This is a genomic window from Variovorax sp. 38R, from assembly GCF_014843395.1.
In the GTDB taxonomy this organism is placed as follows: domain Bacteria; phylum Pseudomonadota; class Gammaproteobacteria; order Burkholderiales; family Burkholderiaceae_C; genus Variovorax; species Variovorax paradoxus_H.
In genome coordinates this window covers 5338680-5351079 of record NZ_CP062121.1, presented here as the reverse complement: position 1 = coordinate 5351079, position 12400 = coordinate 5338680, and the positions used below count along the sequence as shown (strand labels likewise).

Genomic DNA, 12400 nt, shown 5'->3' with positions numbered 1-12400 from the left:
CTTGCGGGCACCGCGTCCGCTTGACCAGTGACGGACCCCGTCGTCATGTTGCCCTATCGACAGAAGAAAAGAATGATGCCTAGAACCCTGTGCGCGCGATTTGCGTCGGCCTTGTCGAGCGGCTTGCTTGCGTTAGCTGCGCTGGCCCTGACGCCAACACAGGCGCAGGCTCAAACGGTGGCATTTGCTGGCACTACCACAGCAAAGGCCAGCGGCTCGGGTGCGTTCGGCACCCCCACGCTGACGTTCAATGTGGCGGCTGGACAGAACCGCGTTGTTTTGCTCGCAGCGTCTTTCGAGCGGGATCACTGCATCAGTGGCGGCGTTGAAGCATTGGCGGATTGTGTGGACGAGCCCCCCAGTCAGGCCAACAGCAACTTCGCTGGTCCCACCATGGTAGCGAACAATGGGGTGAATCCACAGATCCAGTTCGCAGCGAGTGGGCCGGGCGGCTCTCTGATCCTGACCAATCCGCTGGTACCTCCGAACGGGGATCTTCGCTATGCCAACCGGTGGGTAGGCATGCCCAACACCAGCACGATCGATCGCACGATCTATAGCCTGGAGAGTTATTTCCTGGCGCTGTACGAAGCCGATCTGCGCACCTTGCTCGGCGGTGCAGGCAGCGGCACGATCACCGTGACGCTGCCCAATGTGCAAGCGCCTCATCGGGCGGGTGACGAGGCAATGTTGACCGGCCTCCAGTTCAACAACGTCAGTCAGCGCAAGGACGGAGGCGCTGGCACGGGCATCGTTCGTTCGGGGGCCGACACGTCCGATGTGAATTGCGCGACGGGCCTCAGTGCCCTTTTGGGCGCTACGCCCGGGACATGGACGAAATGCCTTACGGGCTATGACGCAGGCCAAGCGCCGACAGGGGCCGGAGACGGTGTTCTGCTGTTCGGCCTCAATGGTTACGCCGGGAGTGGCTTGGCGGGCTTCGACACGGTCGCCGGATACACCGAGGTGGCGAATCCGTCGGTCATCAACACCGATCCGATGACGGACACAGGTACTGCCGCCGGGGCGAATTTCATCACAAACACTGAATCTGACGGCCTCAGCGCAACCTTTCAGTTTCGTAGTGGCTTCGCGCCCCCTAACGTCGCGATGCAGTCGCGCAATGGCTCGGCTCCACTCACCAGCGGCGGCCATGTGGCGAAGTTCACACTGACCCGTGCCGGAATGGACTTGACTGTCACCAAGACCGACGGCGTGACGTCGGTGGCACCGGGCGCGACTGCCACGTATACCATCGTCGTGACCAACCCCTCCGTCAACTTTGCCGACGGCGCCGTGGTGGCCGACCCTGCTACCCCGGGGCTGACCATTACCAACGTGACCTGCGCGGTCACCACGGGCTTGGCCGTGTGCCCGGTTAGCCTGACTCAGGCCGACCAAGCGCTGCGCGTGGCGGCTCTGCAGGGCGGTGCGACGATCATGCGGTTTCCGCCGAGCAGCTCCTTGACGCTCACCGTCACCGCGACGGTGGGGGCGGGCATTGCCTCGGTCTCGAACACCGCGACTCTTACGACCCCTGCGGGTTACACCGACCTTGTGCCTGCGACCAACACGGTGATCGACACCGACGCCGTGCTGGGCACCATCGTCATCGTCAAGGATGCGCAGCCCGACCATGCGCAGGACTTCAGCTTCACGACGACGGGCGGCTCGAACCTGCCAGCCAGCTTCGGCCTGGACGATGACCCCACGGACGCCACGCTGCCCAACAGCCGCACGTTCTACGTTACGCCCGGTGCCACCGTCTATACCGTCAAGGAAGCAGCGCTACCCAGCGGATGGACGCAAAGCAATGTGAGCTGCACCACCGGCGGCAGCGTGGCGAGCGGCACGGCTTCCATCACCGTGGGGGCAGGGGAGACAGTCACCTGCACGTTCACGAACGCCAAAACACCGACCGTGAAGGTACAGAAGGTCACGCAAGGGGGCGCAGGCGGCACGTTCAACTTCAGCCAGACCAACCTGGCGAGCGCGCCGGCAGGCATCGTCACGGGCGCTGCCGGCACGCCGACCCCGTCGTCACCGACGCCGATCAACGTGACCACGACGGGCACGGCCGTGACGCTCACCGAAGCGCCGCTGACCGGTGTGCTGACGGGGTGGGCGCTGGTCTCGGCCAGTTGTACCGATGCCAACAGCACAGCCAGCGGTAATCCCGCGGGCGCGATCGGGACGCTGGTGGGCAGCACGCTGACGATTCCCGCAGCCAATGTGAAGGCCGGCGCCGACTTCACCTGCGTGTTCACCAACGCCCGTCCGCGCCTTCGCCTGACCAAGCTGTTGCCCGACGGGCGCGTGAACGACGGCCTGCTCACGCCCGACCAGTTCAGCCTGTCGATCGTCGGTCCCAGCGGGGCGACGGCCAGCACCTCGACGGTGCTGCTCACTACCCTCGGCAACGGCACCACGGTCACCGGTCAGGCCGACACCAATGCCTTGTTCCCCGCCAACTCCGGTGGCATCTATGCGTTGTCGGAGACGCGAGGCAACCTCACGACGACCCTGTCTCAGTACATTTCTAGCCTCAGCTGTACCAATGCAACGGCGGGCTCCACCACCGTGCTGCCGGGCGGCTCCGGCATCAGCGGTTTCTCGGTGACGCCCACAGGCAACGACGACATCACCTGCACCTTCACCAACCGGAAGAAGCTGCCCCAGCTCACGACTACCAAGACGGTCAGCGCAAACCCGCTGCTGGTGGGCGCGAGCGGGCAGAGCTACACCATCACCGTCACGGTGGCCAACGGACCGACGACGGCGCCGATCACACTGACGGACCCTTTGCCTGCGGGCATCACCACCAATGGTCCAGTCACCGCCACAGGTGGCACCTTGAGCGGTTGTCCTGCGGCAGGTGCCACGAACTTGAGCGGCTGCACGATCGCCATGGGCGCGGCCAACGGCAACATCGTGATCACCGTGCCGGTCGCTGTGGCCGTGGGGGCGGTGGGACCGTCGGGCGCCACCAACGTCGTGAATGTGTCGGGCGGTGGTGACCCGCTGTGTACGACGGCGCCGGGGCAGCCCTGTGATGCGAGCACGACGACGACCGCCGTGGTCCAGCCTGCAACGCTGCAATTGGCCAAGGCCTGGGGCGTCGGCAGCATCGCTGGCAACGTGGCGAGCATCGGCGCGAGCACAGGTGGCACGAACAACACCGTCGCATTCACCGCCACGGCGCCCACGGCCGCCAACAGCGGCACGGCCGTGATGGTCGTGGCGGGCAACACGATCACGCTGCCTGCGGAGACGATGACCACGGGCACGCTCGCGAACTACAACACGGTGCTGTCGTGTACCGCCAATGGCGGCCCCACAGCCAACGCATTGAGCGGCACCGACGGTCAGGCGATCAACACACTGCTGATCGGCGCGGCCGATGCCGGCAAGGCCATCGTGTGTACCTACACCAACATCGGCAAGCCGCCGACGCTGACCATCGCCAAGCGTTCGCTCGGCGGCACGGCTGCCTTCGAGTTCACGGGCACCAATGGTGTCGCGTTACACACCGTCACCACCGCCGTGGCCGGCACGGCCGTCAACGGGCCGGTGCAGACGTTGACCACGCCGGGCACGGCGACCACCGTCACTGAAACCTACACGCCGGCCACGGGCGTGCCCGACTATGTGATCACCGATGTCTCGTGCACGGGCATGGGCAGCGGCGGTGCGGTGACGCGCGGGACGCTGGCGAACACGAACCAGTTCACGCTGAACGCAGCCGCGACGGCCGCGGGCTCGAACGTCGTCTGTACCGTCACCAACGCCAAGGCGCCGACGGTGGTGCTGCGCAAGAAGTGGGTCAACGCGCTGGTCAACGATGCCTTCACGCTGGGCGCTTCGGGCACGGGTCATCCGAACCACAACGTCAGCTACGCCTTCAACCTGCAGGCGACGGCCAACACTCCGAACGAGACCGACACCGCCGGCCCGCAACGCGTGGCGGTGGGCGACACGGTCACCCTGTCGGAGACGCCGTTTGGCACCAACGCGGGCTCGTACACGGCCAGCGCCTGGAGTTGTACCGGCGGCGGGTCGCTCAGCGGCAACCTGCTGACCCTGGGCACCGCCGACGCGGGCCTGCCGATCGTGTGCGAGATCACCAACACCGCGAAGACAGCGAATGTCACGCTGGCCAAGACCTGGTCGGGCGCGAGTGTCAACGATGCGGTGAGCGTCACCGGCACGGGCCTCACGGCCCTGCTCTCGGTCGCCAACACGGCCGCCGAGACCGACACCGGCACGGTGCAGGCCGTTCCCGTGGGTAGCGTCATCACCCTGGCCGAGAGCTTCACCACGGGCAGCGCCGCCAACTATACGAGCGCGCTGACCTGTACTGGCACCAGCGGTCTGTCGGGCAGCACGCTGACGGTGGGCGCGGCCGACACGGCCATCGTCTGTACCTACTCGAATACGAAGAAGACGGCCACGCTGCAACTGGCCAAGGCCTGGGGTGCGAACAGCATTACGGGCAATGTCGCCAACATTGGCGCCAGCGCTGGAGGAGCTAGCAACACAGCGGCCTTCACTGCGACCGCTCCCTCGGTGGGCAATAGTGGTGCAGCCGTGACCGTGGCTGCCGGCGACACGCTCACGTTCCCGGCGGAGGCGATGACCGCGGGCACGCTGGCGAACTACGACACGGTGCTTTCGTGTACCGCCAATGGCGGAGCAACAACCAATGCGCTGAGCGGAACCAATGGTCAGTTCACCAACACGCTGCTGATCGGCGCGGCCGACGCGGGCAAGGCCATCGTCTGCACCTACACCAACACCCGCAAATCGGGATTCCTGAGGCTGGCCAAGCAATGGGCAGGTGCGGCATCCGCTGATGACGCTACCTTGACTGTGGCGCGCGGTGGCTTGGTGTTCCACACCTTCGATTCCGACGCCGCCTCGCCTGCCGACTTCGATTCGGATTCGTCGACAACGCAGGTGCAAGTGTTTGCCGGCGAAACGCTGACCCTGGCCGAGACGTTGCCCGGGGGCAACATCGGTGGCTATACCGGCGTGCTGGCCTCGTGTTATCCGTGGACTGCGAGCGGTGCCACGGTGACGGTTGGAAATCTCTCCTATCCTGTCAGTTGTATCTATACCAATACGCGAAAAACCTTCGCAGTGAAGGTGACGAAGACCTGGACCAACGCCAACGCTGGCGATGCGGTCAGTCTCACGATCAGCGGTCTCGCTGTCGACGTGACGGCGATCTCCGCCGGGTCGTCCACGGTATCCGGCACCACCATCGACGCGACGGCCACGGCGGCCAGCGGCAGCGCAGTGACCGTGGCAGAAGTCTTCACCAGCGGCAGCGAGGCCAACTACAACACTACGTTGAGCTGTACCAAGGATGTCGATGGCAGTGTAGTGACCCTGACGACGGGAAGCGGTCTGGGCTGGGGCTTCAACATGCCCAAGGACAGCGCTGTGACCTGCACCTACGTCAACGCGCGCAAGACGGCTTCGTTGCAACTTGCGAAGGCCTGGGGCGTCGGCAGCACGGTGGCCAACGTGGCAAACATCGGCGCCAGCGCCGGCGGAGCGAGCAACACCGCGCCGTTCGCGGCGAATGCACCGACGGCTGGCAACAGCGGTACGGCCGTGACAGTGGCGGCTGGCGACGTCCTCACGTTCCCCGCGGAAACCATGAGCGCGGGGACACTGACGAACTACACCACGGTGTTGTCGTGCACGGCCAATGGTGGCGCCACGGCCAACGCGCTGAGCGGCACCAACGGCCAGGTCAGCAATACGCTGGTGATCGGCGCGGGTGATGCGGGCAAGGCCATCGTCTGTACCTACACCAACACGCCGAAGACCGTCACCGTGCAGCTGCGCAAGGCCTGGAGCGCGGATAGCACGAGCGGCGATGTGGCCAGCATCGGTGCCACCTCGGGCGGCAGCAGCAACACGACCCTGTTCACCGCGACCGCACCCACCGCCGGCAACAGCGGCACGGCGGTGGTGGCCGCAGTCGGCAACACCATCACCTTCCCCGCGGAGACGATGCCCACGGGCACGCTGGCGAACTACACGACCGTGCTGTCGTGTACCGCCGACGGCGGCGCCACGGCCAACGCACTGAGCGGCACCAACGGCCAGACCAGCAACACGCTGGTGATCGGCGCGGGCGACGCCGGCAAGGCCATCGCCTGTACCTACACCAACAACCGCCTGCCGACGGTGCAGATCCGCAAGCAGGCGCTGGGCGGCACGGGCACCTTCGCGTTCAGCGGCACCAACGGTTTCGGCACCGACAGCATTCAGGTGGCGACGGCCGGGGCCACTGTGGCCGGTGCGGTGAGGACGTTGGCAGCTGCGAATGTCCAGACGGTGCTCACCGAACCCGCCGGGTCGATGCCGGCCGGATTCACCTTCGCCGGTGCGACTTGCACCGGCCTGACGGGCGGTGCGACGGCCGTGGTCGATACGGTGACCCGGACGGTGACACTACCCGCAGCTGGCCTGGCCAACGGCGCGGCGGTGGCTTGTACCTTCACTAACGTTGTCGCGGCCACCGTGAGCGGCCGGGTTTTCTTGGACACGGGGATGGGCGCTTCCGCCACGGCCAACGATGGTGTGCTTAATGGGGCCGAAGCCGGCATTCCGGGCGTCACCGTGCGATTGACCAACTGTGCGGCTACTGTGTACGGTACGACGATCACGGACGGTACCGGCGCTTACACCTTGGCCATTCCCGCCACGGCGACCGTGGGCAGCCCGCTGTGCGTTGAAGAGTTCAACACAGGCAGTCGTATTTCCACGGGTGCTTCGGTGGGTAATGTGCCATTACCGTCGGGGACGGCCACTGCGGCGGCAGGCGCAACATACACCTACGCGCGTGCCGGCACCCCCGATCGCATTGCATTCACGTGGAGCGGCGCCGCCCATGCCAACCTGAACTTCGGCGATGTCGATCCCAGTACTTTTGCAACCAGCGGTGCCAAGACTGGGCAGCCGGGCAACACTGTCACCTATGCGCACACCTTCGTTGCAGGGACAGGCGGGAGCGTTGTCTTCGCAATCAGTGCTTCGACGTCGACACCCACCCTGGCCGGTTGGGCCGAGAAGATCTTTGCTGACCCGACCTGCAGCGGCGGCCTCCAGCCAGGCGCCGTCACGCTGTATCCGCCTTCTGCATCGATCACCGTGACTGCAGGCCAGACGGTCTGTGTGATCGTGCAGGAATTCATTCCGGCCACCGCCCAACCGGGCTACTCGAACGATGCGAAGGTGCAGGCCAACTTCACCCTCACCAATTCGTTGCCGGCTCCACAGCTCAGCGCGACCTACACGCTCGACGACATCACGACGGTCTCTACGTCCGCGCTGGAGTTGAAGAAGGAAGTGCGCAACGTGACACAGGGCGCAACAACCTTCACCATCAACAACCAGGCCAAGTCGGGAGAGACGCTGGAATACCGTGTCACCTACACCAACAACGGCACGACCCCGATCGGCAATCTCACAGTGAACGATGCGACGCCGGCGTACACCACCTTCGTGTCGAGCACCGTAGGCATCACACCGGCCACGCTGACGGCCTGTCGAAAGACGACGCCTGCCAATCCGGCGCCCGCCGCCACCGTGGCCTGTGATGTGGGGCAGGCGGCCGGTGGCTCGGGACCGGTGAGCTGGATCTTTGCCGGCACGATCAACCCGGGAGCCACCGGCGCGGTGCTGTTTCAGGTCAAGGTTGATTGACCGCCCAGCTTCCCCGCGGAGGGGCGTTGGGCGGGTCCCATCACGCCCGGCGACTGGACGACGACGTTGCCAGGGTAAAAGAGAACCCGCCGAAGCGGGTTAAACAGTCAACGATCACCAAGCTGCCCACCATGAGGCGGTGAGGCAGCACTGCTTTTTAATCGGCGCGCGGGGCGCAGCGTTCGATGTAATGCGCAAAACCTGTGAGGTCGAGAAAAAATTCCGGGACACTTCATCTTCATTTACCCACCGATGTGGGTTCGTGGCTTACAAATCTCGAATGAACCACAAGATGCGAATGAATTGGGAAGGGCGCTGGGCGCTCACAGTCAATGAGCTGGCACCGGGCGCGTTCTATTTCACGGTGCTGGATGCCATCACGGACAACATCGACTGTTTGTCGTATCGCCCCTTGATTACCGATGAAACCCCGCACGAGACTCCCGCTGAGGCGTGGCTGGCCGGGGTATGCGCGCTGAATGCGCTCGATGTAGCGAAGGTCGACTTGCCCTCTCTGTAGCAACTCTCAGTGCGGTCGGTACAGCTGAAGTTCGCGAGGATCGCACGGCACCGAGATCTGTTGCCCGTCGAACCTCACGCGCACATGTGGATAAGTGATTCCCGTGATGGTGCCGACTCGGACTTCACAGACAACGCGGTCACCGCGCTGAAACGACCTACCGAATTGAGTCTTGATCTGGTCGAAGCTCATGCGTTGATTGGTTCTGGACATTTCGGCCTCCTTCGGACGTTATTGAAATGCCCAACGTGTGAATTGGTGCGACGGACGACAGCGCGTATCGATCACGAGAAAACTTGAAAAAGAAGAGCGAATATTCCCGCCATTCATGGGAATTTTTTCTTTCAAGTTCTCGGCGGCGTGAGCAAAAAAAGACCCGCCGAAGCGGGTCGATCGATCCAATTGATCAAAGGGGCGAACCCCAGTGCGTGACAGCCCCCGTGTTTTACACCTGCGCACGGCCTGTGTGCGGCAGCTGAAATTTAAAGGTGTGGGCTGCGAGAAAAAGTTCCCTGTCGATTTACTGTCATTTACTTTCAAGCATGGGGTTGATGCCATAGATGGCCCATGCTCCGGCCCATCTGGCAGCCGGCCCAGTGGCTTGACAGGTGGCGATTTCAAGCGTATTTCCTACGTACTTGGCTTTTGGAAAGAGGCTGGAATGCTTGTGCCGGACATGGATCGAACATCGATCGTGCGGCTGCGCATGAAAGGGGGGGCCTGCTGCCAGGCGGCGGCCAAAGTGGACTCGTCATGACGCCATCCGCGGCAATTCTCTATGGCCGCCTTATGACGGGAGCCCGCATCCGACATCTGCAGGCATATGCGGCTGTTGCCGAGTTGGGTAGCGCCAAACGCGCGGGCGACGCCATCGGACTGACCCAACCTGCGGTGACGAATCTCATTGCCGACCTCGAGCAACTGTTGGAGTGCACGCTGTTCCAGCGTCATGCGCGTGGAATGCGGATGACGGAAATGGCCGCGGAATTGCTGCCTTTCGTGCGGCGTGCGCTGGCGTCTCTCGAGAGAGGAACGGAGTTCGTGGCGTTTCGGCAGACGAGTGCGCAGCAGATCGTGCGTATCGGCGCAATCCATGGCGCGATCTGCGGCCTGCTGGTGCGTGCGCTGCCAGCTTTCGCCAGCGTGAGACCAGACGTCGTGATCGAACTCCAGGAGGCCAACGCGCCGCGCACGGCAACGCTGATCCTAAAGCAGGAGATCGACCTGATGCTGTGCCGCGAACCCGCGGTTCGGCCTGAAGGTTGGGTGTTCTCCGAACTCTTGCTGGATCGGCTCGTCGTGGTTGTTGGGCCCCAGCACCCGCTAATCTCGAAGAGCGCGTTGAGCTTCGCCGAGCTCTGCGACGAAACGTGGTTGCTGCTTCATCCCGCGACGCAGGCGCGCCACGTGTTCGACGAATTGCTGAACCACCATGGCTTCACTGCAAGATTGCGGAAGATCGAGGCACTCTCGAGCCCCATGGTGTTGGCACAGTTGCGCAGCGAGCGGCTGGTGATCCTTGCGCCTTACAGCGTCTTTCGTCAACTGATCGACCTCGGTCAGTTGGCGATGCTCGACGTGATCGACATTCCCCCGTTTCGTCCGCTGGGGATGCTCAGCCCCAGAGACGACGACATGAGTCAGACAGCTCGTGGACTGAAGGAGTTTCTCTACCGCTACGTCAAGCAACATCCATAGCGGCCATCGTCGGCTGTAATGCCGATCAGCGCATAGCCATTCTTGATCGCCGGAAGCGAACTCCCCCAAGTACGCAGCACAACAAGGCCAGCACGAAAGCAGCAACAGTAAGGTTGAAACGGGGATGGGAGACGTTGCTGCGCAAAGCGGGCTTCGGGGACGGGTGCAGAACAGGTGCTTTCGCTTGCGCTCCGGCTCGGACAGGTGGAACGACCTTGGGGCAATGACGATGAGCTAGGCGAGGTCCTACACCCCCGTTATGCCAGCACGCTGGAAAGCTTCTCGCAGGGCTTGACGACCCTTCTTTGTGATGGTCAGCACCATGGCGGACTTGTCGTTCACGCTATCGTGTCCAACCGCATCTTGCGGGGGGATGAACGCCATGATTAGCTCAGCATCCCTGAGCACTCTGAGCGCGTCGATCTCTAGGGCTGCGAACGTTTCGCAGGGGAGCTTCTGCTCGGCAAAGTGCCGCAGATATTCCATCGTCATCTAGATATCCTGCATTGGCCGCGCGTGAGGCCCCAAAAAAGAACCCGCCGAAGCGGGTGAAGCGATCAAAAACTACCGAAGAGCTGCTCAACAAGAAACAGCGTCGATATTGTGAAGCCCGATGCCCTTTGGCGCCGCGAGGACGTCGACGCAAAATCCGGTCTGGCAAGAAAAAATCACGCTCGTTGGGTCTTTGTTCTCGATCTATTGCCGTAGCGGCGCTAGACCTGCTTTCAACTGGCGGTGTTAATTGCGTCCTTGAGCGCCTTGCCCGCGGAAAACTTCGTTGCCTTGCTTGCCTTGATGGTCATTGCTTCACCCGTCGACGGGTTGCGGCCGGAGCGCTCAGGACGGTCTGACACCGAGAAGGTGCCGAAGCCGATCAGCTGCACGGTGTCGCCGCGTGCCAAGGCGCGCGAGAGATTGTCGATGACGGAATCAAGTGCTCGGGCCGCATCGATCTTGCTGAGATCGGTATCTGCGGCGATGGCTGCGACGAGGTCGGTCTTGTTCAAAACAGGAACTCTTTCAATGGATGGGTTGAAACGGAATCAGCGACGCGAATGCGCGCAGGGTCGAGTCTAAGCACGACGCATGGATGAGTTACCCGATGGAAGCGTTTCGAAACGGAAACATCCCGATCTGTCTCGTGGGTCCGACATGACGATGTGCAACTGCCGACGGCGACGAAACGATTCATAGCGGGAAGGAATTTTTCACAGATTCGGCAACAGCGAACGAAGCGCCGTTCGCGAGCTCTTTTCTAGGCGGAATTTTTTCACGCTGAGCAACGGCCTTGATCGATGCCGACGCATATGATTTCGGCCCCTACAGCAGCTGTGCTGTTCAAAAGAGAAGAAGCTTGAAAACCGCTATCACTGTCATCGCTTTCGGGATCGCACTGGTCCTGATCGCCGCACTGCCGCCGTCGGTGCCCGCAGAATCCCCACCCGAAACCTCAGCAGCAGCGTCGCAAGCCTAGATGGGGTCGTGCAGACGGGAACGATCTTTGTGCCCTCTATCTAAATACCAAGGGTATCAACTCGGTTCGTTTCAAGCTTTATTTCGATCGAGCGCGCTGCACTTTGGAGATGAGGAAGGCAAGTTTTGACGATCTCGCTTTCATCGATAACAGCGGGGAGCCAAACTACACAAAGGCACGCGAAGGCCTGATCGCGCACAAGCACTGGCACTGCGAGTGCGCCGAATCGCTCGGGGGAGTCTGCGCTGGTATGTGACGCGTTGCGGGTGGCGTAACCCCGCTGCCGTGTCTCTTTGATCATCCTACCCAAGGCATCCGGATTGAGCCCAGCGCGGTCGGCTTCTGAGCGCGAGTGAGCCAGTGCGGAGAGAATTTTGTGTCGTTCTTCAGCCGAGCAAAAGGACAAGTAGCATCGTCCCAGCGACGAACGGAGCATTGACGGACGAGAACCCAGACTCTTGAAGTTGGCACTCAAGCTACTGCCGGTGTATGGCCCGTCCAGGCTCAGCATTGAAACGCCGTCACGCACGCCCAGATCCGTTGGCCAGGGGATACGCCGCTGAAGGACTGTTCGTGCATCGGCAGCCTGCTCGGAAAGAGTTCTGACGTGCGCCATCGTTTGCTCCGATGCCGCGGCCGTTACATCTAAGGTGTAGCGCCCAGTGGCAGCGTCACGCTTGATCCATCCTGTCTCGACCAACGTCTTGAGAATTCGAGCCAGACTCGCGTTGGGAAGTGTGGTTCTTTCTAACAACTCGGAGAAGGTGATCGCCGTCGCCAGACCGATCTCGCGAAGCACCTCCAAGCCTCTACCCAGCGAATTGATCGTCTTGACGCTCGAGGTTCGTTCGCCCTGGCTCATCTTCATCTGCGCGATGGTTTGTTCTCCTGGTGAAACTATACCTGTCGATGAATCGAGTCTCTTTCTAGACTGCCGCTGGTATCCACCCGGCGCATTCGGCGCAAGGGCAGGTGCGATGTAGAAA

At 62.6% G+C, this 12400-nt stretch carries 8 protein-coding genes; 5 read left to right on the top strand and 3 right to left on the bottom strand.

The window, feature by feature from the left end; genetic code table 11:
- Window positions 1–75: 75 nt before the first annotated feature.
- The 4 genes from IG196_RS24880 (at window position 76) to IG196_RS24865 (ending at window position 9940) form a co-directional block, all read left to right on the top strand.
- The gene (locus IG196_RS24880) at window positions 76–7722 is read left to right on the top strand and encodes a beta strand repeat-containing protein (RefSeq protein ID WP_192193448.1); all 7647 of its coding nucleotides are present in this window, start codon (window positions 76–78) and stop codon (window positions 7720–7722) included.
- A gap of 280 nt (window positions 7723–8002) precedes the next feature.
- Window positions 8003–8242 (top strand): hypothetical protein, encoded by a 240-nt coding sequence (locus IG196_RS24875; RefSeq protein WP_192193447.1) that lies wholly within the window; start codon window positions 8003–8005, stop codon window positions 8240–8242.
- 424 nt (window positions 8243–8666) lie between these two features.
- Window positions 8667–8999, top strand: a complete 333-nt coding sequence (locus tag IG196_RS24870; RefSeq protein WP_192193446.1) for a hypothetical protein — start codon at window positions 8667–8669, stop codon at window positions 8997–8999.
- Entirely contained in the window at window positions 8996–9940 is a 945-nt protein-coding gene (locus IG196_RS24865; protein ID WP_192193445.1) for a LysR family transcriptional regulator, read from the top strand. The genes IG196_RS24870 and IG196_RS24865 overlap by 4 nt, the downstream gene beginning before the upstream one ends.
- A 246-nt stretch (window positions 9941–10186) precedes the next feature.
- On the opposite strand, the gene IG196_RS24860 is transcribed toward IG196_RS24865, so the two are convergent.
- Together IG196_RS24860 and IG196_RS24855 are read right to left on the bottom strand one after the other, a co-directional pair.
- Complete coding sequence (locus IG196_RS24860) at window positions 10187–10432, bottom strand: hypothetical protein (RefSeq protein ID WP_192193444.1); 246 nt, start codon at window positions 10430–10432, stop codon at window positions 10187–10189.
- A gap of 233 nt (window positions 10433–10665) precedes the next feature.
- Window positions 10666–10947 carry an HU family DNA-binding protein gene (locus IG196_RS24855; protein ID WP_192193443.1) on the bottom strand — a complete coding sequence of 94 codons (282 nt, stop codon included), beginning with the start codon at window positions 10945–10947 and terminating at the stop codon, window positions 10666–10668.
- Between the two features lie 281 nt (window positions 10948–11228).
- On the opposite strand from IG196_RS24855, the gene IG196_RS24850 reads away from it, so the two are divergent.
- A complete protein-coding gene (locus tag IG196_RS24850) occupies window positions 11229–11414 on the top strand; it encodes a hypothetical protein (RefSeq protein WP_192193442.1) in 186 nt (61 codons plus the stop codon).
- 40 nt (window positions 11415–11454) lie between these two features.
- Here the strand turns inward: IG196_RS24850 and IG196_RS24845 are convergent, their stop codons facing one another.
- Window positions 11455–12282, bottom strand: a complete 828-nt coding sequence (locus IG196_RS24845) for an IclR family transcriptional regulator C-terminal domain-containing protein (protein ID WP_192193441.1) — start codon at window positions 12280–12282, stop codon at window positions 11455–11457.
- Window positions 12283–12400 lie beyond the last annotated feature (118 nt).

What these genes read in the sequence shown, in the direction of transcription:
- IG196_RS24860 (WP_192193444.1), bottom strand. Translation starts at nt 10,432, where the DNA reads ATGACGATGGAATATCTGCGGCACTTTGCCGAGCAGAAGCTCCCCTGC.
- IG196_RS24865 (WP_192193445.1), top strand. Translation starts at nt 8,996, where the DNA reads ATGACGCCATCCGCGGCAATTCTCTATGGCCGCCTTATGACGGGAGCC.
- IG196_RS24845 (WP_192193441.1), bottom strand. Translation starts at nt 12,282, where the DNA reads ATGAAGATGAGCCAGGGCGAACGAACCTCGAGCGTCAAGACGATCAAT.
- IG196_RS24875 (WP_192193447.1), top strand. Translation starts at nt 8,003, where the DNA reads ATGAACCACAAGATGCGAATGAATTGGGAAGGGCGCTGGGCGCTCACA.
- IG196_RS24880 (WP_192193448.1), top strand. Translation starts at nt 76, where the DNA reads ATGCCTAGAACCCTGTGCGCGCGATTTGCGTCGGCCTTGTCGAGCGGC.